The organism is Phytohabitans sp. LZ39 (assembly GCF_059359075.1).
Genome location: NZ_JCADBM010000005.1, coordinates 203,863 through 224,649, shown reverse-complemented (window position 1 = coordinate 224,649; position 20,787 = coordinate 203,863). Strand labels below are relative to the sequence as shown.

The window sequence follows — 20,787 nt, the reverse complement described above, 5'->3', positions numbered from 1 at the left end:
CGCCGCACGCTGTGGGCGGCGCCGGCCTTCCCGCGGCCACGCCGAAATCGGACTTCATGGCCGAACGCCGCACGCAAGGGAGATTCATGATGGGACAAGGCAACGTCGGCTTCTCCAAAACGGGACTGGACAGGCTACGGGAGGTGCTGGCGCGGCATGTCGAGTCGGGCCGGATTCCCGGGCTCGTCGCTCTGGTCAGCCGGGGTGACGAGACGCACGTCGAAGCGATCGGGACGATGCGGCACGGCGGTGGACCGCCGATGCGACCGGACACGATCTTCCGGATGGCTTCCACGTCCAAGCCGGTCACGGTCGCGGCCACGATGGTGTTGCTCGACGAGTGCCGGTTGCGGCTGGACGACCCGGTCGAGCCGTGGCTGCCCGAGCTGGCCGACCGGCGGGTACTGACCCGGATCGACGCCCCGCTGGATGACACCGTGCCGGCCCGGCGGCCGATCACGGTACGGGACCTCCTGACCTCCACATTCGGGCTGGGTATGGACTTTACGGCGCTGGGCACGCCGATCATGACCGCGGTCTTCGAGGAGGGGCTGACCCCGAATCTGCCGGTGCCGGTGCCCGAGCCGGACGAGTGGATGCGCCGCCTCGGCACGCTGCCGCTGATGCACCAGCCCGGCGAACACTGGCAGTACCACATCAGCAACGACCTGCTCGGCGTGCTCGTCGCCAGGGTCACCGGCCAGCCGTTCGAACAGTTCTTGCGCGAACGCGTCTTCGACCCGCTGGGCATGAAGGACACCGGCTTCCACGTACCTGCCGAAAAGATCGACCGGTTCCCGATCCTGTACGCCCCCGACCCGCAGACCGGCGAGTTCACCGTCTGGGACGAGCCCGCCAGCGGACGCTGGAGCCAGCCCCCGGCGTTCCCCGGCGGCGGCGGTGGGCTGGTCTCCACCGTCGCGGACTACCACGCCTACTTCCGGATGCTGCTCAACGGCGGCACCCAGGACGGCGAACGGATCCTGTCCCGGCCGGCAGTCGAGCTGATGACCACCAACCGTCTCACGCCCGAGCAACTGGCCGCCCGCACGGCCCTGGCCCGCGACAACGTCAACATCTCGTTCGGCCAAGGCCAGCACGGCGGCTGGGGCTTCGGCATGGCGGTACGCACCTACCGCGGCGACTACGCATCCATCGGTCAATTCGGCTGGGACGGCGGCAGCGGCACCTCTACCTACGCCGACCCGGACAAGGACCTGATCGGCATCCTGCTCACCCAGGTCGGGGCATCCAACCCGAACTCGGCATGGGCTTTCCACGACTTCTGGACCACGCTCTACCAGGCCATCGACGACTGACGGCAAGCATCCCGGTGCGCGCGAACGCGCGCGGACACCGGGTCAGGGGTCGTGTCAGGGCGGTGGCAGGGCCGCGTCAGGCGGGACGCCGACAGTTGCCGTCGCTGACCCAGGCCGTCGGTCTGCTCAAGCAGGCGGATCCGGCCGAGGCCGACAACTTCCGCAGCACCGCCATCGACGCCGCTGTCCAAAGCCACAAAGCCCCACGCTCCGTCGCCGATGGCAGCTCACGCCTGCCGTCGGCGGCGCGAGCCGGGTACTTGGACGCTTAGGCGCGTGAAGGTCCGGCGCAGGCACGCCATCGCTCACCCTCCGGCCTGAATACGGGTGTTCTGGAACGCGGCGATCAGCCATCCGTCCGGACCCTTGGTGGCCACGAACGTTTGGATCGAGTTGTCGCCCATCGGCACGATCTTGCCCTCCGTGTGGAAGACCGCGACATCGGAGGCCAGGAAGCGCAGGTCGACGATCCGCGCTTCGACCCTGCTGTTTTTGAGCACGCCGTCGAAAGCTGGCTGGAGCAGGTCGATGATCGCCTGCCTGCCGGCGGCGTGGGTGCCGCGGAAGTCGATCAGATCAGCATCGGCCGTGTGGAACGATGCGTACGCCGTCGCGTCACCACGTGCCCACGCCTCATTGATCTTGTCGAGCAAGCCCCGGACGGCGGTCTCGTCGGCCGCGGACGGCACGCTCGCGCTCGCCGGTGGCGGCGCCGATGTGTCCTGTCCCGCGCCGTTGTCCGAGCCGCATGCGGTCGACGCGACGATGGCGATGACCGACGCGGCGACCAACGGACCGAACCGGAAACGTCGCACGTTCATGGATGCCCCAATCCCTTCACCGACGAGTGCCAAAGGCCTTGGCTGTGGCGCCCAGTCAAACAGTCGCTGCTGCGAGCAGCTAGTGCTTGCAGCAGCTATCCGGGATGGATCAGGGTGTGCCCCCATCGTTCTCTAGGGGCCGGCCCCCAGCGGGCGGATGCCCGACACGGCGGCCCCGGGTGCCGTGCTGCCGGCCACCGGCCCGCAGGTTGACGGTCTCCGCTTGGGCGTCCTCGCGGCCCCGCCGCAGGAACCCGAGCAGGAAACGCAACTCGGCGTCGGAGTACTGGCCGATCTGCCGCTGCCAGCGAAGGTTCAGCGGCTCGTAGAACCGGGCGACCCGCGCGATGCGCTCCGGCACGATGTGCACCAATATCCGCCGCCGGTCCGCGGGATCCGGCTCCCGCCGCACGTACCCGTCCCGCTCGAGGCGGTCCACCAGGCGGGTCACCGCACTCGTGGTCATGCCCATCAGATCGGCCAGCCGTCTGACCCCGACCGGCCCGGTCTCCAACAACGCGGCGAGCCCGTGCACATCGGAGACCGGCATGTCCAACTGATGAGCGACCGCGACCTGGAACCGCACCGCGGCGGAGATGTACCGCGGCATCTCCTCCACCAACCCACTGACCAGCTCATCCCGGCCGCCCACCACCCACACCCCTCCGCCCTCGATAGCCGGTCGCCCGGTCGCTCCGCCGCAGCCGAGACTCAGGCCTCAACATCCGCTCATGGCCGATGACAGTGTGCCCGGCCGGTGGTGGGATTCGCCGCTAGGCGAGTGCCTTCGCGGTCTCAGAGGAAACCTTTGGGAGCTGACGGCCCTTTCGGACGCCGAGGCCGTACGGTGCGCTGCTCGGGGAACGTCCAGCCGAAGCGAACGGCGGCCAGACGCAGGGACGTGGTCACGACCAGGCAGCCGAGACCCGCGATCAGGGTCGGTGTGCCGAATCCGGTCAACAGGACGAGCGTCCCGGCCCCCGCGCCGGCGGCGACGGCATAGAGGGTGCCGATCTGGAGAACGGAGATCGGCAGGCTCAGGATGACGTCGCGCAGCATCCCGCCTCCGATCGCTCCGATGACCCCGACGACCAGTGCCCCGGCTTCGCCGACGCCGAGAGACAGCGCCTTCGAGGCCCCGATCGCGCCGAACAGTCCCATGACGACCGCGTCCAGCGCGGTGATCAGCCAGTCCGCTCGCGCGAATACCGGTTGGAGCACCATGCCCAGGACCGCCGAGGCGCCGGCCACCGGCAGGTACCAGTTCTGCCAGACCACGACGGGCGGCTGGTTGAGCACTATGTCGCGCAGCAGGCTGCCCCCGAGCGATACGGCGAGCCCGATGACGATGACGCCGAGCACGTCGATGCGGCGATGCCTCTCGCCTGCCGCGAACAGGGCACCCTGAAGGCCGCCGAGTCCTGCGGCGAGGAGCTCGATCCACAGCGCCACTTCAAACGACGTGGTGGACATGCGGTCACCCTCCACAGAGCTCGGGGCCGGCCCACGTGTCACGTGCGAGCCGGCCCGGGGTGGAAGTGGTCAGCGAGCGCCGCCGGCGGCGTTTTGCGCGGCGGTGACGATCACGTCGGAGACGACGCCGGACTGCGTCACGTACACCGCGTGACTGGCCGGGACGTTGGTGATCTTCGCGTTGATGCGCTTGGCCATGTGCTGAAGCATTGCCTGGTCGAACGACTTGTCGTCCGTCGCGATGACGGCCCAGCTCGGCTTGTCGCGCCAGGCGGCGTTCTTCACCGGCGTCGCGAACACCGCCATATTGATGGGTACCTGCGAGTCGCGAAGGAAAGCGGCCTCGGTGTCGCTGACATCCGCGGCGAACCCGGCCTTGAACTTGTCGGGGTTGAGGAAGCCGTATCCGTCCGCGCCGACGTCGATGACGAAGTCGGGCGTCGCGCCGAATCCCTCGTACTGCTGGGCGGTGGTCTCGCCGGCATCGGGCGCCAGTGCCGACACGTAGACAAGTCCGGCGACGTTCCGGTGAACTCCCGCCTCGGTGATCACCGTGCCGCCCCAGGAGTGGCCGACGAGGATCGTCGGGCCGTCCTGCTGGTCGAGCACTCTTGTGGTCGCCGCGACGTCGTCCTCCAGCGAGGTCAGTGGGTTCTGCACGATCGTGACGCGGTAGCCCTGGGCCGTCAGCTTGTCGTACACACCGCGCCAACCCGAACCATCAGCGAACGCGCCGTGCACGAGCACGACATTCTTGATCTCTTGACCGGTGGTGCTCATGAGGAGCTTCCTTCCGTCGCCGCGCCGGCTTCCCAGGCGGGTCCTCAGTGATCCGGCGGTCGCCGTCTCTGCATGCAATATATTGCATGCAGAAGGACTCGACAAGGATCATGCCGACTTGTGTCCACTGGCACAATGTGTGCAATATGTTGCATGCCGATCCCATCGAGCGGCCCGGCCGTGGACCGCTCCCTCCTGCGCGACGATGTCTACCGGCGCCTTCGCGACGCCATCGTCGACTGCACCTTCCTGCCAGGGGAGCAGCTCAAAGACGGTGAGCTCGCAGAGTGGCTCGGAGTGAGCCGCACTCCGGTGCGCGAGGCTCTGTTACGCCTCGGGGCCAGCGGTCTGGTGGTGGCACTGCCCGGCCGATCGACGAGGGTAAGCGCCATCGATCCGGGGGCGGTACGGGACGCTCGCGACGTCATCGCCGCGATGCACGAACTGGCCGTTCGCCAGACAACGGGCCGGCTTGGCGAAGAGCACATCGATCGCATGCGGGAGGCCAATCGCCGCTTCGCCGAGGCGGTGGACTCGGGCGATGTCGACGCGGCACTCGACGCCGACGAAGAGATACATTGGATTCCGGTCACCGCGCTGGGCAACAAAGCGCTCGAAACCGTGCTCGACCAGTTCGATCCCCTCGTACGCCGCGCGGAGCGGCTGCGTTTCAGCGCGGATGGGCACGCGTCCGTCGAACTTCATTCGCGGCTGATCGAACTCATGGCGGCCGGAGACGCGCAGGGAGCCGCGTCGGTGGCGTTCAACATCTGGCACACCCTGCCGGCCGAGGATGCCGACGGCTGATCTCCAAGGCGGGGGACACCGACCGCGTCGGCACGCGGCCGGCGTCCTCACGGGGGTGACTACTTGATCGAGATGTTGCTCAGCGTCAGCTCGATCGGAATCCACGACCGATCCGGCGTGCCGTCCTCCTGGCGGATGTAGATGTTGCGCTTCGTCGGGACGACGAAGCCGTCGATCTTGGTGTGCGCGGTCACGTAGTGAGCCGTGGGGGAGTAGCCGTTGACCACCGGCTGGTAGTCCATGCGGCGCAACAAACCGTCGTCGTCGAAGTAGTACCGCTGGGTTTCGTTGTGTGTGTCGACGTGGTCAGGGAATGTGACATCGAGTCCGCGCCAGCTCTGCCCGTCCTCCACCCACGGTGCGACTTCCTCGGTTGAGGCTCCGGGCCATGCGAAGAGGAAGGGCTCGGGCAGGTAGTGCCACGTCGCATAGCAGCGGAAGTAGGCCATCTGGGCAAGGCCCCACTTGGTCTCGCTGGTGTATCCCTCGAAGGTCGCTCGCGGATTCTCGAGCTTGTCGAGGATCGTCCCGTCCGCCGAGGTCACCGTCACAAGGCTCTTGGCGCGGTCGAACTCCACCGTGCGCCCATCCGGCCGCCGCTGGCTGATCTTCTGCGAGTGCAGGTCGGCAACCACCTGCTCGGTACCGGCGAAGTCCGGATGACCCTTGAAGTCCCAGAAGGGCCCGCTGTACTCGATGTCCAGCGTCATGGTCGAGATGGAGCGGTAGCGGTCCAGCCCTCCGTGGGCGTCCAGAACCTTGGTGAGCAGGTCAGTCACAGTTCCTCCTGAACAGGTATCGTCTGGTCCTAAGTAAGGACCAATGAGTTAGCCAGCGCTACCTGTCGGGCTGTTATTCCCGCACCGCCAGATCTGTCGGAGCGGCGCCGTAACGTCGTCCTGCGCCACCGAAGAGAGGAAGACAATGCCGTTCGCCGACCAGCTCATCAGCGCGGTCACCGCGGAGCGCCTCGCGCAGGCCATCGGATCGGCCGCCCCCGAAGCGCCGCTGCCGCACCTGCGGCGAGCGCCCGGTCAACTTGACGGCCTGACACTCCGCGCTCGCGCGGACGTGCTACGGGACGCTCTGCTTGCCGATATCCCAGGTAGCTACTCGGATCTGGCCCACGTGGTGCGGACTGCGCGCGATGTGGCGGCCGACTTCAGCGGATGGATGATCTGGCCCGTAACCACCGCGGTCGCCGCCAAGGCTGTGGAGGACGGTGGGTCGACGGTGCTCGACGACGCCATGAGCCTGCTTGCGGAGCTGACCGGGCTGCTGACGTCAGAGTTCGCCATCCGCTCGCTCCTGCGCCACGATCTCGACCGTGCACTGCGGACGATCCTGTCCTGGACCGCCTCCGATGACGTCGCCACCCGCCGTCTGGCCTCGGAGGGCACGCGGCCGTACCTGCCCTGGGCGGTGCGCGTAAACGAGCTGATCCGCCGGGAAGGCGTCACGGTACCGATCCTCGACGCCCTCTACCGTGATCCCAGCGACTACGTGCGCCGCTCGGTCGCCAACCATCTCAACGACATTAGCCGCGACCACCCAAAGCTGGTCGTCGACACGGCAGCGCGATGGCTCGCCGATCCCGACGAGCACACGACCGCCGTAGTCCGCCACGGGCTGCGCACCCTCGTCAAGCGTGGCCACCCCGACGCTTTGTCCCTGCTGGGATTCCCAGCCGCGGCCGCATCGCTCGACATCGACGGCCCCCACCTTGACCGCAGCCTCGTCGCCATGGGTAACGCGATCGAAGTCCACGGGACGATCCGCAACATCGGTGGCGAGGACGTACGCGTGGCCGTCGACTACGTGGTGCACCACAACAAGGCGAACGGCACGCAGGCTCCGAAGACCTTCAAACTGACGACCGGCACGGTGCGCCCGGGGGAAAGCATCGAAGTGCGGCGCGTGCACTCCTTCCGACCCATCACAACGCGGCGCTACTACGCCGGACCGCACGCCATTTCCCTCCAGGTCAATGGAGTTGAAACCCCGCGCGCCGAGTTCGAGCTTGTCACCGAACCAACACGGACATGATCAGTCGGGCGGCCTGAAGAGAGTGAAGAAGTGGGCAGCGGCCGCGGGGTCCCCAGTGAGGTCCAGATCGCCGGCTTCGGCGGCCGATTCCAGCGTGCGATCCGTGAACATGACCTCGCGCAGCACGGCCACGCTCGACGTGATGGTGACGTCGGGCTTCGCGGTCGCGCCCCGGGTGACGTCGACGGCCGCCGGTCCGACCTCCACCTCGATCGTGTCCGTTGCGATGTGCAGGCGAACGGTCGTCGGTGGGACGCTAGGGCTCTGCGGACGATAGAGGGCCTTGAGCATCAACATGAACGAGTCGGTGCTCATCTGCGCGTCCTTCGGCGCCGGCTGCTTCGCGCCCCAGCGAGCGAGGGCGATGAGCGTCGGCTCGAGCTCACGGCCGCGGTCGGTCAGCTGGTAGACCTGCGCGCTGACCGGCGGACCCAACCGGGTGTGCCGGACGATCCCGTTCTCCTCCAAGTCACGCAGGCGCTGGCTGAGCACGTTCTGACTCAGCTGCGGCAGCCCAGCCCGAAGATCCCGGAAACGCTTCGGACCAAAGATCAACTCCCGGACGATCAGCAGGGCCCACCGCTCGCCGACGGCGTCCATGGCCAAAGCGGTACCGCAGGCGTCCTCATAACTCCGCTGTGGCATGCGTCAACAGTAAGCACTTGGTGCTTAACCGATATCGGCCAGTCCTGAGACAGGAGTGTGGGGTGTCGGCGGTGCTCACCTGTGGTCGTCAGCGTAGGTCAGAAGGAAGGAGCTGCTCGGTGAGGAGCCGGCGGATCCGGTCATCGCGGTCGGGGGCGTCGAGCCAGCGGCCGACCAGTCGCCATCCGTGGTAGTAGCCGAGGGTGTAGAGCTGCATGCCGGGGCCGCGCAGCGACCGCAGCGCACCTTCCGCGTCGGCCTCAGACAGGAGCCCCCAACGACACAGGTAGCCCCCGACCTCCTCGTCGGGACGTCCCTGCGCGAGCAGGTGTGCCGCGTTGGCCCACACGCCGAACAGCGCGTTGCGGGCGCGGTGGATGGCGGCGAAGTCGCCGCCATCCGGCGTGATGCCTTGCTCGGCCAGGACGTTGTCGGTCAGCCACGCCTGGGCCTGGTCGTCGGGAAAGAACGGCTGACTTCCGCTCCTCGGCGCTGGCGCGGGAGGGACAAATGTCGGGCGTCGCTGTGCCTTACGCGCTACCGTCGACGCATGAGGATCACGACCGTGACGGCCGCGCGAGCTACCAGCTCGACGGTCGCCGCTGCCTGACCTCCGCAATCCCACCCACCGGCGGCCGAGATCGGCTCGCCGGTGTTTCGTGTCCAGGCACCGCCGTGCGCGCCGTCCGGCCATGCACGGAAGGCCATCGCCATGCATGTCGACCAGACCATCCGCACCTTCATCGAGTACTTCGAAGAGCGTGGCCACCGCCGCGTCGTCGGCAGCTCGCTCATCCCGCCGCCCGGCGATCCCGTGCTCTTCACCACCTCGGGCATGCACCCGCTCACGCCGTACCTGACCGGCCGCCCCCATCCGCAGGGCACCCGCCTCGTCGACGTTCAGCGCTGCCTGCGCACCACCGACCTCGACGAAGTAGGCGACCGCACCCACCTCACCGTGTTCCAGATGCTCGGTTCGTGGTCGCTGGGCGACTACGACGGCCCGCAGAGCCTGCGATGGGGCCTCGAACTGCTCCGCGACGGCTTCGGCCTTGACCCGGGCCAGTTGCACGTCACCGTGTTCGGCGGCGACGGCCAGGTCGGACCGGACACCGAGTCGATGCGGACCTGGGGTGAGCTGGGCCTGCCGGTCGAGCTGACCGGCGAGGAGAACTGGTGGTCCAACGGTCCCACCGGCCCGTGCGGCCCCGACTCGGAAATCTTCGTGTGGACCGGCGACTCGCCGCCACGCGGTACGCCCACCACCGACGACCGGTGGGTCGAGGTGTGGAACCACGTCGGGCTGCGGTACGAGCGCCTGGGCGACGGCACGCTGCGGCCGCTGACCCGGCCCGGCGTGGACACCGGACTGGGGCTGGAGCGGCTGCTCTGCGTGCTACAGGGCAAGGACTCCGTGTACGAAACCGACGTCTTCGAGCCATGGATGTCGACGGTGCCGGTGCTGTGGCGGCTCGACGAGACGTCCACCCGCGTCGTTTGCGACCACCTCCGTTCGTCCATTGTGGTCGTCGGGGACGGGGTACGCCCGTCGAACACCGGACGCGGGTACGTGCTGCGCCGCCTGGTCCGGCGGGTGCTGACCGTGCTGTGGCGGGAAGACCCGACCCGTACGCTTGTGGACCTGCCATCCGGACCGGTCGAGCACACCGTCGACCACTTCGGACTGTCCACCGGCGTCGAGCCGGTGCGCCGGGTGCTGCTGGAGGAGCAGCGCCGCTTCCACGACCTGGTGCGGCGCGGGCGGCGGGTGGTGTCGCGGCGGCTGTCGCGCGGCACCCTCACCGACCGCGACTACCAGGATCTGCACGAGACGCATGGCCTGCCCCCGGAGCTCGTGCGCGGCCTGGTCGACACCGACGGCCAGGTCGTCCGCGGTCAGACCACCGGAGACTGAGGGGCCTGGTGCTCGTCGGCCTCCTGCTCATCGTCGGCGCGTTAGTCGTCGGCGTGCGTGCCGTTTACCGACACCGGCGGGGCGCCGGCCGACCCTGAGCGGCGGGTCCAGGAAGTGGTCGGCGCGGAGCGGGCCGTCGGTGGTTCACGTGGTCCAGTCCTGCCGCGCGGCCCAGGCCCGGACGGTGGTCGGGCCGTGGACGAGGAGGGACGGGTCCGCCTGCGGCGCGGGGTTGGCGTACGCGGCCGCGATGCCCGCTGCCGTCGCTGGCCCGACATGTGGTGTCAGCATCCGGGCGTACTCGTCGGGCTCGATCGTGTGCCAGCGGACCCGGCGGCCGAGCGCGCCCTCGACCTCGGCGGCGACCTGCGGACCGGTCAGGGCGGAGGGACCGGCCACGTATCGCGCGGTCGGTGGCGCCGCCGCCACAGTGAGGTCGGCGACGACCGCGCCGAGGTCGTCGGCCGCCACCCACGGGTTCGCCAGGTGCGCCGGGAGTGGGTATCGCAGCTCGCCGTCGCGGTGCACCAGGATCCGCGACCAGGGAGCCACGAGGTTTTCCAGGTATGTGCTGGCCGGCGCGACCACCGAGGCTACCGGTACCGCGTCGGGCAAGCGTGCGGCGAGACGGAGCCTCGCGTCGACGAACGGTACGCCGACCGGGTCGGCCGGGAGTACGCCGCCGGTGTTGAAGACCGCACGGGCCACGCCGGCTTTCGAGAGCGCGGTGAGGACGACGTCGGCCTGCCGCAGCGCGTCGGCGGCGAAGTGCAGTGGCAGCTGGACGATGACCGCGTCGGCGTCGGCGTACGCGGCGACGAGCGCGTCAAGGTCGAGCAGGTCGGCCGCGGCGGGTTCGATGGCCGGGTCGGTGCTTGCCCGCGGATGCCTGGCCACAGCGCGGATCCGGTGCCCGGCCGCGCGCAGGGCGCGGACGATCGCGCGGCCCTGCGTCCCGGTGGCGCCGTGGACGACGATGGTGGTTTCGCTCATGGGCGAGACCATAGTTACCAAACCCAACTAGTACCCAAGACGTTATATTGTTTCCCCATGGAAACCATTGGCCGGGAGCGGCTGGCGCGGCTGCTCGGCGCGAAGGAATCCGGCTGTGGAGTCGAGCGGACGCTGCGGGTGCTCGACGGCAAATGGGCCACCCTGGTGGTGCGCGAACTGCTGAGCGGGCCGAAGCGTTTTGGTGAGCTCCGGGCCGCCCTCGGCATGCCGAGCGCCAAGACCCTCACCGATCGGCTACGGATGCTCGAGCACCAGGGCATCCTCACGCGTACCATCCACGCCGAGGTGCCGCCACGAGTGGTGTACGCCTTGACCGAGCAGGGATACAGCCTCAGTGACATCCTGTACGCGATGCTGGTGTGGGGCGAGGCGAATCCCGAGCCTGACACACCATCGGCTTGACGCCGCGAGGAGTCGCATGTTCGACGGGCCTGTTCAGCGCATCTTCCCGGGCGTTGACATGGACGCGTTCTGGGTCGACACCGAGTACGCGCTTGACGCCTATGTCGGCGCGGCTCCGTCGACCGCACTGATCGCCTCGGTGGAGGCGGAGTTGGGCTACCGGCTACCGGCGTCGTACGTGGCGCTGATGCGGTCGCACAACGGCGGAATGCCGCACCACGCGTGCTGCCCAGCGCCGAGCCGCACCACCTGGGCCGAGGATCATGTCGCAGTCGACGGGATCATGGGGATCGGACGGGCGAAGCGCTACTCACTGGCGGGCGAAGCCGGCAGCCGGTTCTGGATCGACGAATGGGCCTACCCGGCGATCGGGGTGTACTTCGGCACCTGCCCGTCCGCGGGACACGACATGATCGCCTTCGACTACCGCGACGTGGGCCCGGACGGCGAGCCGCGAGTAGTCCACGTCGATCAGGAGTGGGACTACCGGATAACAGTGCTGGCGCCCAACTTCGTGTCTTTCGTGCAGGCTCTGCGGCCCGAGAGCGCGTACGACGACGAGGGTTGATCCCCACACGCGTGCACCGGCCGGTCGCGAGGATGGGTTCATGGTGGGTGATCTGTTGCTGGCTCGGTAGCCAGTTCGGACGTCGGATCGTCACGTGGCGGACTGGCCGCGTGTGAGGTCCATCAGATGGTGTTCTATCTCGTGGACGGTGTGCCTACCGAGCCAGAGGATCGAGCGTGTCTCGACAGTTGGCCAGTTGTATACGCCAGTGCGGTTCCACTGCGGTGGGCTTAGGGCGCCGAAGGCGTGCGCCAGATCATTCGCGGCCTCCGCCAGCTCGGTCAGCACGGTCTGCGGGTCCTGGTCGTTGTAGGCGTATTGCATTGCTCGCTCTTCGCGGCCCATCGGCGTGAACTGCGGATTGTCGGTTCGCAACGCGAGAGCCAGGCGTTCGCCTTGTACCCGGAGGACGTCCCGGACGTGGCAGGTGTACTCCAACGGCGACCAGACCGACGGGGCGGGACGACGGCGCGGGTGCTGAATGGTGGCGAGGGTGGCGACGAACCGGGGGCCGGCTGCCTCCAGCCGGCGAGGCAGATCTTCCGCCGCGATGGTGGTGTAGGTAAAACCGCACTCGTCGCAGTGATCCACGCGGAGGAGGCTAACGCATGGTCCTGTCGAGACAGGTTTCCCGGATTCGCGTCAGCTGCGGACCGCCGCTCCCGCCGGAGACCGCTGCGGCCGGCGGCTCGCCAGGGCTCGCCGAAACCCCCGGCCTCCGCTGCCACGCCCGCGGTCCACGATCCACCGATGAGCGCTGTGACCAGCGACCGTTACCGCCAGCTCAGGGCTCCGGTCGCGTCATGCACCTGCGGTAGCAGGTGGACGGGTGCCGGTCGCCAAGTGGCTTTTGAAGCGTAGTGGTGCTTCGCCGACCTCGCGTTTGAACGCTGTGCTGAACGCGGCCTCCGACGCGTAGCCCAGCTTCGCTGCGAGAGATGCGATCCGGACGTTGCCATCGCGTAAGGCCCGCTGGGCGAGGAGCATGCGCCACCGGGTGAGGTAGGTCAGCGGCGGCGTACCTGCCACTTCGCGGAAGCGCACGGCGAACGTGGTGCGCGACATGGCGGCGGCGCGGGCGAGTTCGTGCAAGCTCCACGCGCGTTCCGGGCGGTCGTGCATGAGGTCGAGGGCCGGTCTGAGGCGTTCGTCGCGTAGGGCCGCGAGCCAGCCCGGTGGCAGGTCGTTGGTGCTCATGAAGGTGCGCAGGATTTCGAGTAGCAGGAGCTGGCCGTGCTGGCGGATCGCGAAGGCGGCACCGGGCTTGGTGCTGGTCATTTCGTCGACGATGCGGTGTACGCAGCCGCGTAACGAGGATGTGGCCGGGGTCGACGGTCCGATGTGTACCACGGGCGGGAGCGCGTTGAGTAGCAGCGCCCGGCCGGCGGAACTGAGGTCGATGCGGCCGCCCACGACCACGTCGTCGCGCTCGCGGTCGACGGCGAACGAGAAGTGCTCGTCCGGCATGACTTCGCGTGGCGGCTCGTCGCCTGTGCCGCCGTCGAGCCGCAGCCACGACCGATCGTTGAGGATCGCGACGTCGCCGGCTTGGAGGGTCAGCGGCGTGTCGAGGCCGTCGGTGGTGAGGCGGACCTGCCCGAATGGGACGGCGAGGAACTTGAGCGGGAGGTGCACTTCGGCGCGCGTGAACCACCGTCCCCGGGCGGCGAACCCGCCGGACAACACTCCGCGGACCTCGACCAGGTCAACCACCGCGGAGAGGCCGTCAACAGCCATTCCCGTACTCTCGCACAAGAATTACGAACTAACAACCATTCAACGTACGGCACTCGGCGCGCAGGCTATGGGCATGAGCGACGCCTTCAGCGAAGCCGCCGGCTTCCCGGTCAACCAGGCCAGTCCTGTCATCTCCTACGGCCCGATGGCCATACCTGTTTCCGACCGTGCCGTCGACCTACAGATCAAGGTTTCCGCCCCCGAGGCCGGGGAGGAACTGCCGATCATCGTGCTGTCCCACGGCAACGGCCCGTCCAACTTCGTGTCCTCGCTGTACGGATACGGTCCGGTCGCGCACTTCTGGGCCGCACACGGCTTCGTCGTCATCCAGCCCACGCACCTGGACTCGATGACACTCGGGCTGCGCGAGGCCGACAGTTTCGAGGCGCCACTCTATTGGCGTACCCGGGTCGACGACGTGCGCACGATCCTCGACCACCTCGACCGGATCGAGGCCACCGTGCCAGGTCTGGGCGGGCGTATCGACCATGGCCGCATCGCCGCGGTCGGCCACTCGATGGGCGGGCACACCGTGGGGATGCTCTGTGGCGCGACACTGACCCACCCGGTCGACGGCTCGCGGGTCTACCTGCCCGACCAGCGGATCAGGGCGGGTGTGCTCCTCGGCGCGCCCGGCCTGGGCGACGACCTCGCGCCGTACGCGACCGAGCACTGGCCGATCCTGAGCACCACCCGCTTCGACCGGATGACCACACCGGCGCTGGTCGTCACCAGCGACGACGACACCAACGAGTACTTCAGCGAGCGCAAGGACTGGCGAGCCGACGCCTACCGCCTGGGCCCGGGCCGCAAGAGCCTGCTGTGGCTGTACGGAGCCGGGCACAGCTTCGGCGGCATCAGCACCTACGACGCGGCGGAGACCACCGACGAGAACCCCGAGCGGGTCGCCGCGCTCCGCGCCCTGGTCTGGGCCTACCTGCGTAGCGAGCTCTATCCGGACGACAAGTCCTGGGAGGAGGCGGTGACCATGCTGCGAAGCATGGACACCCCGTGGGGCCGGGTGGAGACCACACCTGGCAAAGATTCGATGACCTCGTAAGGAGTGGTGCGCGTGAAGCGGCCAACTGCCGGCCGGGCGTCGCCGGCCAGCCGACCCCGCGGCAGCCGCGATGCCCGGCACGACATCGTCGGCCGGCGGGTAACCGCGTTGGCGGAGGAGGCGTCCGGTACGCGTGGTCCCGGGGTGGGTCAAGGTGGCGATGATCGAGGGTGGCTCGGCGAGCATGGTCATGTTGGTCGACGCTCGTTACGGGGGACACGCCGCGGGTGAGCCGGCCGGGACGGCGCCTCTGCTGAAAGCGCCGGATTCGCTGATCAAATGACCGCGGGGTCCGGGCGGCAACGAAATGTCAGCGCGAACGCCGACTGGAACGTCGGCGTGTCCAGCCAACTCTGCGATCAACACTACGCCGCTTGTGGACAGCCGGCAGCACTCAGCGGCGCGCGACGACACCGCCATGCTCGGCCCGCACCTTCTCCCGCCTCGGCTCGCGCGTGCCGGCGGCCACTGTTAGCGTCCATGTTGAACGCAGCCAGCACCTTCCCCGGCCCGCCGTCCGGTCACCTGGACGGCACAACGGCAATGGTCGACCCCCGGACCCCGGGCGACGCATCACCGGCACGATCAGATGCGCACCCCTGGAGGTCCACTGTGGCGGCACCCGTAGCCCAGGCCGGTCACGTCGCGGCAGACGCCGCGCGGCAGACGACCCGAAACAAGTACTTTCAGCTCGTCGGCCGAGTAGGTCTTGCCGCGTACGGGCTGGTGCACTTCACGATCGCCTACCTCGCCGTACAGGTCGCGCTCGACGCCCGTGGCGCCAAGCCGGACAAGGGCGGCGCGTTGCAAACCCTCGCCGCCCAGCCAGGCGGGCAAGTACTGCTCTGGACCATCACGGTCGGGCTCGCCACGCTCGTGTTGTGGCAGCTCGGCGAGGCCGCGGTGGGCCTGCGGTGGATACGACCGCCAAACAAGCGCACCCGTAAACGGATCGAAAGCGTCGTCGAAGCGGTGGTGTTCGGGGTCCTGGCCCTCAGCGCCGGGAAACTCGCGGCCGGCGGCGCCGGCTCCTCCGGGCAGACGCAGGAAACCTTCACCGCCCGGGTGCTCGCCCTTCCACTCGGGCAACTGCTGGTAGGAGCGGCCGGCGTCGCCCTGATCGTGGTCGCCGCGATGCTGGTGCACCGCGGGGTGCGAAAGACGTTCACCGCGGATCTCGACCTGTCCACCGCCAACCCCACCACCCGTCGGGCGGCCATCCGGCTGGGACAGGTCGGCTACCCCGCGCTCGGCGTCGCGTACGCCATCATCGGCATCCTGATCGTGACCATGGCGGCCAGCTACCGCCCGGACAAGAAGGTCGGGTTCGACGCCGCCCTCACCACCCTCGCCGCGCAGGCCTACGGCACCGCGCTGCTGCTGCTCGTCGCCGCCGGGCTGGCCTGCTTCGGCGTCTACTGCCTGTTCGACGCCCGCTACCGCCGCGGCTGACGTGCAACAACCCGCCCACAGCGGTGCGTCGCCCCTACCAAAGGGGGTGCCGTCCAGTGAGCGTCCCCCGGGAAGGGACGCCTACTATGACGTCGCCGCCAGCCCAGCCACCCGGCACGTCGTTGCTTCCTCGCCGAGGCCACAGCGGCCATAGCCCCTGCGACCACCCTCCGGTCGCAGGGGCGGCGATCAGCCAGTGCCATCAGGACATCGCTCAGGCGGCGACCATCAGGTCGGGCGGCTGCGTCACAGCCGCCAGGGCAGGTGCGAGCCTGGACGGGCGTCCGGATCCCGTCGGCGTTGGCACGATCGTCGGGGCGGTGAACACGGCCAGCAGTCCGGTCACCTCCAACACCCGACGCACGATGGGTTGCGGGTGGCTGACCCGCATCTGGCCTCCGGCTTGGACGGCGGCGTTGCGCACCGCGACCAGCGCGGCAAGACCGGTGCAGTCCAGGAACGTGACCTCGTTCCACCTGCTACCAGCGGCTCCGGCGGCCAGAGGCTGTCCTACTGCGGCTACGCCACCCGCCGCCGGAGCGCCGCGTCCGTCCGCCGCGACCCCGGACGGCACCGAACAGCAGGAACAGCACGACGGCGCCGATGATCGCGGTGACCCAGGTGCTCAGGTCGAAGAACGTGTCCAGAGTCTTCACTCCGAACAGTTCCTTGCCTAGGAACCCACCGAGCAGGGCACCGACGATCCCGATGACGGTGGCCAGCAGCAGGCCGGCCTTCTTTCCGGTGAGGTTTTCGGCGATGAGGCCGGCGACAGCACCGAGCACGATCCAGGCGACAACGCCCATGACGCTCTCCTTGATGGTGGGCCAATCTCCCGCAAGCCGGGGCGGCCCACACTGTCGGGTTCCCCATCGACTGATTCCTAAACGGTTTGCGCGATACCGAACCAGGCAGACGTCAATACGCCAGCGCTACCCGCTACCGGCGGTCCGCGACCTGGGACCTGCTCAGCCGGCGTCGCCGGTCGCCCCGCAGTCGTGGTGGCAGAGGCGTGGTGGCAGATTGGGAGGCGGCGTACCTTGTGGACGGCGCAGCCCCGTTGGACACCCACGGATCCGCTGCCGGCCGATGAGCGTCCCGCGCCGAATAGGCCTGCGATCGAAGTATCCGGAATCGGCGTCATCCTGATCGTGGGATGCTCGCCGCACCGGCACACACGGCGTCGCCGCAGGCCGCGGACGGCCCGTCCATGACATCGCCGACACCTCGGGTGCCGCTCACCCGCACCGGCGCCGCCTGGTTCGGGATCTGCGTTGCCGCGCTGCTGTTCGTGGTGCTGATCGTCTTCATGCTTGCAGAACACCCGCAGCGTCGAGGTCAGCTTCCTGTGGATGCACGGCACCCTGCCGCTGGCCTTGGCCCTGCTGATCGCCGGCGTCGGGCGCCGCGATCTTCACCATGGTGGTCGGCGCCGCCCGGATCACCCAACTGCGCCGCCCGTCCCGCCACCAGCGGCCCTAGCCGCGCCACGGACGATCGACGCCCTGGACCACCGTTGTTCCGACCGCGGCCCGTCGCCGGATCCCCTTCCAGCGAGAGGCGGGAAGGACATCGCGTGACACCCCGCTACCGCGTCGCCCACAACCCTCAAGGCCAGGTCGCGGGGCTGTACGTTCTCGTTCCCGACATCGGCTGACTCGAACAGCCGGAGGCCGAACCCGTCGACTGAACGGGGGACGGAACCGGGGCAGACCTTCGCCGGCGTGCGTTACAGCTGAGGGAACTGGGGGACGGGCCGCTCGTCGTCCTCGAAAATCTGGGAGGCTCGGCCGATGAGCCGCCGGTCCGGGGCGCCGACCACGTCGATGTCCTTGTCGCTGTAGTCGAGTTGGCCGAGCAGGTGGCGCATGGCCTGGATCCGGGCTCGTTTCTTGTCGTTGCTCTTGATCAGCGTCCACGGCGCGTCGGCGGTGTCGGTGTAGAAGAACATCGCCTCCTTGGCCTCGGTGTAGTCATCCCACTGATCCAGCGAGGCCAGATCGGTGGGTGAGAGCTTCCACCGCCGCACCGGATCGACCTGGCGGATGACGAACCGGGTTTGCTGCTCACGGCGGGACACCGAAAACCAGAACTTGACCAGGTGGATGCCGGAGCGGACCAGCATCCGCTCGAGCTCCGGCGCCTCGCGCATGAACTCCATGTACTCGACGCGGGTGCAGTAGCCCAGCACCCGCTCGACGCCGGCCCGGTTGTACCAGGACCGGTCGAAGAACACCATCTCCCCAGCCGCCGGCAGGTGGGTAAGGTAACGCTGGAAGTACCACTGCGTGGACTCGCGTTCGCTGGGCTTCTCCAATGCCACGACCCGGGCACCGCGCGGGTTGAGGTGTTCCACGAACCGTTTGATCGTGCCGCCCTTACCGGCAGCGTCTCGCCCCTCGAACAACACGATCAGCCGTTCCCCGGACGCCTTGACCCACCTCTGCACCTTCAGCAGCTCGATCTGCAACAGCCGCTTGTCCCGCTCGTAGTCCTGCCGGCTGAGCCGCTCCTGGTACGGGTAACCCTCCCGCCACGTGTCCACCGGATTCCCGTCGCGGGTGAGCAGGACCGGATCGTCATCGTCGTCGTCGACCACCCGGTAGCCGTCCAGCCGGTCCAGCAGCGGGCCACTGACCGGCTGCGCCAACGGCGCCGGTTCGCCGGCAAGGGGCGCCGCGGCGTCGTCCAGAGCGGCGCGCCCAGGTTCATCCTCTGGCTGGTCCGGGTCGTCGTTCTCGCCCAAGCGGATGCTGGAATCCCCGGTCATCGTGGCAATCCACACACGGCGGCCGGCCGAGCCGGTGACACCTCGGCCAGTTCGATGACAACCATCTCCACACCCCTCTTCGCGTCGCGCTGTGATACGCGGACGACCGCCGGGGTCCGGAGCGGGTTCGTTGACGGCAGTGCACGCCGTGCCTGAATGACAACGATAGACCGCCCCGGCGGCGATCACGTTAATCGGCGTGCCGCTCGACTCGAGGCGGCACAGCGCGGCGGCCAGCCTTCGCCGCGCCAAACGGCGCGCGCGTTGATGCGACGGCACGTTCGAACTCGTCCAGTGTCGGCAGCGTGAACGAAGCAGTGGGGCGCGCGATCGGCGTCGTGGGCGCCGAGGCGTGCACGAACGTGTTCCGCCACGCGGACCCGGCGCACGGCTACCGGTCGCCGGCCGGCCACAACGGTGCGGTTCGTCAAGCGGCTGAGCTGACGTCCGGGGACTGGGGTCGCAGATCATTGGCCGGCGTGGTGTGCCCGAGGTGCGGTCAGTGGCCGTCGGCCGGGGGGCGACCTATCCGCCTTGCTGGTCGCCGCGCCCTACGGTGTCCAGGTGGTGCAGGGCTTGCCGGTAGGAGTCGATCAAGCTGGTCTCCGCGTAGGGTAGGCCGTGATCCAGGCAGTAGGCGCGGATGAGGGGTTGCGCGCGGGGTAGCGACGGGCGTGGCAGGTGCGGGAACAGGTGGTGCTCGATCTGGTAGTTGAGCCCGCCGAGCAGCAGGTCGGTCAGTCGTCCACCGCGCACGTTGCGGGCGGTCAGGACCTGGCGGCGCAGGAAGTCGCTGTCGTCGTGCTTGGACAGGATCGGCATGCCTTTGTGGTTGGGGGCGAACACCGACCCGAGGTACAGGCCGAGCAGTCCCTGATGGACGACGATGAAGACCAGCGCCTTGACCGGCGACAGCACCAGCAGCACAACGGTCAGGTACGCCGCGATGTGCAGGCCGAACAACAGCGCTTCCGGCAGCCGGTTGCGGTAGCCCGGGCGCATCAACGCTTTCACACCGGACACGCGCAGGCTCAGGGCCAACAGCAGCAGCATCGGGAAGAACAGCGCACCCTGGTAGCGGGCCACCAGGCGTCCCAGTCCGCGTCGGGCGCCGGCCTGGGCGCTGGTGTAGACGATGTTCTCACCGCCGATGTCGGGGTCGAGTCCTTCCTGGTTGGGATGGGCGTGGTGGCGGTGATGCTTGTCCACCCACCAGCCGAACGCCAACCCGATGCCGAGGTTGCCGTGCACCCACCCGACCAGTTCGTTGGAACGCCGGGATCGGAAGATCTGCCGGTGCCCGGCGTCGTGGGCCAGGAACCCGTTCTGTGCGAACGCGAAGGCTAGGAACGCCGCAGTGGCCAGCTGCCACCACGAGTCGCCCAACAGCACGAACACCGCCCAGCCGGCGGCGAGCAGGAGCAGACACGCGGTGATGTACACCGCGTAGAAGGCCGGGCGTCGCTCAAGCAGACCGGCTTGGCGCACCTGCCGCATAAGCTCGGCGTAGTCGCTGCCGCGGCGCGGTGAACCGGCGCGGACCTGCGTGATGGTCACGTCAATGGTGCTCACTGTGGGCCTCCGGCAAAAGAGCGGTCATCACGTCGCCGGGGTCCGGAGCAAGCGTCGCCCTGATTCTACCCAGGGCGGGGGTTCGCCGCCCGGGTGCGATCGACGTGATCAGGCTCTGCGCGGGAGGTGAACGTACGGATCGTCCACGACGCCGCAGCGCTACCGGTGGCCGATCTGGAGCGTCGGCGCGGCTCCGCTCAACCGTTTCGCGGGGCGCCGCTCACAGGTGCCATGGCGGCGGGGTCGATGTGAAGCGTCCGCAGCAGTGAGCCGTTCTTGGACGTATCGATGATCGCGGGCAGTTCTCGGTCGACCCAGTCGGCCCTTTCCCGCTGCCCTCTGGATCGCAGTGTCGCGATGATGTCGGCTTTGTCGACCTGCATCTGGTCCTCGCGTTCGTCACGTC

General features: G+C 68.6%; 25 protein-coding genes. 9 read left to right on the top strand and 16 right to left on the bottom strand.

Translation table 11 applies throughout. From position 1 onward, the window contains the following. The first annotated feature begins 89 nt into the window (after positions 1–89). Complete coding sequence (locus AC5L36_RS12525) at positions 90–1,319, top strand: serine hydrolase domain-containing protein (RefSeq protein ID WP_441215624.1); 1,230 nt, start codon at positions 90–92, stop codon at positions 1,317–1,319. A 305-nt stretch (positions 1,320–1,624) separates the two neighbouring features. On the opposite strand, the gene AC5L36_RS12520 is transcribed toward AC5L36_RS12525, so the two are convergent. From AC5L36_RS12520 to AC5L36_RS12505, 4 genes are all read right to left on the bottom strand, one after another. Then, positions 1,625–2,173, bottom strand: a complete 549-nt coding sequence (locus AC5L36_RS12520) for an SgcJ/EcaC family oxidoreductase (protein ID WP_441215623.1) — start codon at positions 2,171–2,173, stop codon at positions 1,625–1,627. 76 nt (positions 2,174–2,249) lie between these two features. After that, positions 2,250–2,792 carry a MarR family winged helix-turn-helix transcriptional regulator gene (locus tag AC5L36_RS12515; protein WP_441215622.1) on the bottom strand — a complete coding sequence of 181 codons (543 nt, stop codon included), beginning with the start codon at positions 2,790–2,792 and terminating at the stop codon, positions 2,250–2,252. A 143-nt stretch (positions 2,793–2,935) separates the two neighbouring features. After that, the gene (locus tag AC5L36_RS12510) at positions 2,936–3,613 is read right to left on the bottom strand and encodes a trimeric intracellular cation channel family protein (protein ID WP_441215621.1); all 678 of its coding nucleotides are present in this window, start codon (positions 3,611–3,613) and stop codon (positions 2,936–2,938) included. A 69-nt stretch (positions 3,614–3,682) separates the two neighbouring features. Then, on the bottom strand, positions 3,683–4,393 hold the full coding sequence (locus tag AC5L36_RS12505) for an alpha/beta fold hydrolase (RefSeq protein WP_441215620.1): 711 nt from the start codon (positions 4,391–4,393) through the stop codon (positions 3,683–3,685). Between the two features lie 153 nt (positions 4,394–4,546). Here AC5L36_RS12505 and AC5L36_RS12500 point away from each other — a divergent pair, with 153 nt between their 5' ends. Beyond that, entirely contained in the window at positions 4,547–5,200 is a 654-nt protein-coding gene (locus tag AC5L36_RS12500) for a GntR family transcriptional regulator (RefSeq protein ID WP_441215619.1), read from the top strand. 59 nt (positions 5,201–5,259) lie between these two features. Here AC5L36_RS12500 and AC5L36_RS12495 read toward each other — a convergent pair whose 3' ends face one another. Next, the gene (locus AC5L36_RS12495; protein ID WP_441215618.1) at positions 5,260–5,979 is read right to left on the bottom strand and encodes a hypothetical protein; all 720 of its coding nucleotides are present in this window, start codon (positions 5,977–5,979) and stop codon (positions 5,260–5,262) included. A gap of 145 nt (positions 5,980–6,124) precedes the next feature. Here AC5L36_RS12495 and AC5L36_RS12490 point away from each other — a divergent pair, with 145 nt between their 5' ends. Next, on the top strand, positions 6,125–7,246 hold the full coding sequence (locus AC5L36_RS12490) for a DNA alkylation repair protein (protein ID WP_441215617.1): 1,122 nt from the start codon (positions 6,125–6,127) through the stop codon (positions 7,244–7,246). Here the strand turns inward: AC5L36_RS12490 and AC5L36_RS12485 are convergent, their stop codons facing one another. Together AC5L36_RS12485 and AC5L36_RS12480 are read right to left on the bottom strand one after the other, a co-directional pair. After that, positions 7,247–7,846, bottom strand: a complete 600-nt coding sequence (locus AC5L36_RS12485; protein ID WP_441215616.1) for a winged helix-turn-helix transcriptional regulator — start codon at positions 7,844–7,846, stop codon at positions 7,247–7,249. A gap of 133 nt (positions 7,847–7,979) precedes the next feature. Further along, complete coding sequence (locus tag AC5L36_RS12480; RefSeq protein WP_441215615.1) at positions 7,980–8,585, bottom strand: hypothetical protein; 606 nt, start codon at positions 8,583–8,585, stop codon at positions 7,980–7,982. A gap of 18 nt (positions 8,586–8,603) precedes the next feature. Here AC5L36_RS12480 and AC5L36_RS12475 point away from each other — a divergent pair, with 18 nt between their 5' ends. Beyond that, positions 8,604–9,806 (top strand): alanine--tRNA ligase-related protein, encoded by a 1,203-nt coding sequence (locus AC5L36_RS12475; RefSeq protein WP_441215614.1) that lies wholly within the window; start codon positions 8,604–8,606, stop codon positions 9,804–9,806. Positions 9,807–9,950: 144 nt separating this feature from the next. Here the strand turns inward: AC5L36_RS12475 and AC5L36_RS12470 are convergent, their stop codons facing one another. After that, the gene (locus tag AC5L36_RS12470; protein WP_441215613.1) at positions 9,951–10,799 is read right to left on the bottom strand and encodes an SDR family oxidoreductase; all 849 of its coding nucleotides are present in this window, start codon (positions 10,797–10,799) and stop codon (positions 9,951–9,953) included. Positions 10,800–10,856: 57 nt separating this feature from the next. Between AC5L36_RS12470 and AC5L36_RS12465 the strand changes: the two genes are divergently transcribed. Continuing rightward, complete coding sequence (locus tag AC5L36_RS12465; protein WP_441215612.1) at positions 10,857–11,222, top strand: winged helix-turn-helix transcriptional regulator; 366 nt, start codon at positions 10,857–10,859, stop codon at positions 11,220–11,222. 16 nt (positions 11,223–11,238) lie between these two features. Then, positions 11,239–11,790 carry an SMI1/KNR4 family protein gene (locus AC5L36_RS12460; RefSeq protein ID WP_441215611.1) on the top strand — a complete coding sequence of 184 codons (552 nt, stop codon included), beginning with the start codon at positions 11,239–11,241 and terminating at the stop codon, positions 11,788–11,790. A 90-nt stretch (positions 11,791–11,880) separates the two neighbouring features. Here the strand turns inward: AC5L36_RS12460 and AC5L36_RS12455 are convergent, their stop codons facing one another. Both AC5L36_RS12455 and AC5L36_RS12450 read right to left on the bottom strand, forming a co-directional pair. Next, positions 11,881–12,381 carry a DinB family protein gene (locus AC5L36_RS12455; RefSeq protein ID WP_441215610.1) on the bottom strand — a complete coding sequence of 167 codons (501 nt, stop codon included), beginning with the start codon at positions 12,379–12,381 and terminating at the stop codon, positions 11,881–11,883. Positions 12,382–12,591: 210 nt separating this feature from the next. Next, the gene (locus AC5L36_RS12450; protein WP_441215609.1) at positions 12,592–13,527 is read right to left on the bottom strand and encodes an AraC family transcriptional regulator; all 936 of its coding nucleotides are present in this window, start codon (positions 13,525–13,527) and stop codon (positions 12,592–12,594) included. Positions 13,528–13,600: 73 nt separating this feature from the next. On the opposite strand from AC5L36_RS12450, the gene AC5L36_RS12445 reads away from it, so the two are divergent. The 3 genes from AC5L36_RS12445 to AC5L36_RS12435 all read left to right on the top strand — a co-directional run bounded on the left by AC5L36_RS12445 (position 13,601) and on the right by AC5L36_RS12435 (position 16,039). Then, on the top strand, positions 13,601–14,587 hold the full coding sequence (locus AC5L36_RS12445) for an alpha/beta hydrolase family protein (protein WP_441215608.1): 987 nt from the start codon (positions 13,601–13,603) through the stop codon (positions 14,585–14,587). A gap of 154 nt (positions 14,588–14,741) precedes the next feature. Beyond that, positions 14,742–14,870: a hypothetical protein gene (locus AC5L36_RS12440; RefSeq protein ID WP_441215607.1), complete on the top strand. Its 129-nt coding sequence runs from the start codon at positions 14,742–14,744 to the stop codon at positions 14,868–14,870. Positions 14,871–15,199: 329 nt separating this feature from the next. Next, complete coding sequence (locus AC5L36_RS12435; protein ID WP_441215606.1) at positions 15,200–16,039, top strand: DUF1206 domain-containing protein; 840 nt, start codon at positions 15,200–15,202, stop codon at positions 16,037–16,039. 214 nt (positions 16,040–16,253) lie between these two features. Here the strand turns inward: AC5L36_RS12435 and AC5L36_RS12430 are convergent, their stop codons facing one another. The 6 genes from AC5L36_RS12430 to AC5L36_RS12405 all read right to left on the bottom strand — a co-directional run bounded on the left by AC5L36_RS12430 (position 16,254) and on the right by AC5L36_RS12405 (position 20,764). Then, positions 16,254–16,613 (bottom strand): STAS domain-containing protein, encoded by a 360-nt coding sequence (locus AC5L36_RS12430; RefSeq protein WP_441215605.1) that lies wholly within the window; start codon positions 16,611–16,613, stop codon positions 16,254–16,256. Further along, a complete protein-coding gene (locus AC5L36_RS12425) occupies positions 16,519–16,845 on the bottom strand; it encodes a GlsB/YeaQ/YmgE family stress response membrane protein (protein WP_441215604.1) in 327 nt (108 codons plus the stop codon). Before AC5L36_RS12425 ends, AC5L36_RS12430 begins: the two co-directional genes overlap by 95 nt. A gap of 334 nt (positions 16,846–17,179) precedes the next feature. Next, positions 17,180–17,350, bottom strand: coding sequence for a hypothetical protein (locus AC5L36_RS12420; RefSeq protein ID WP_441215603.1), 171 nt, complete (start codon positions 17,348–17,350; stop codon positions 17,180–17,182). A gap of 418 nt (positions 17,351–17,768) precedes the next feature. Then, entirely contained in the window at positions 17,769–18,809 is a 1,041-nt protein-coding gene (gene ppk2 / locus AC5L36_RS12415) for a polyphosphate kinase 2 (RefSeq protein ID WP_441215602.1), read from the bottom strand. 525 nt (positions 18,810–19,334) lie between these two features. Further along, positions 19,335–20,306 carry a fatty acid desaturase family protein gene (locus tag AC5L36_RS12410; protein WP_441215861.1) on the bottom strand — a complete coding sequence of 324 codons (972 nt, stop codon included), beginning with the start codon at positions 20,304–20,306 and terminating at the stop codon, positions 19,335–19,337. 272 nt (positions 20,307–20,578) lie between these two features. After that, positions 20,579–20,764, bottom strand: a complete 186-nt coding sequence (locus tag AC5L36_RS12405) for a hypothetical protein (RefSeq protein ID WP_441215601.1) — start codon at positions 20,762–20,764, stop codon at positions 20,579–20,581. Between the last annotated feature and the right edge of the window lie 23 nt (positions 20,765–20,787).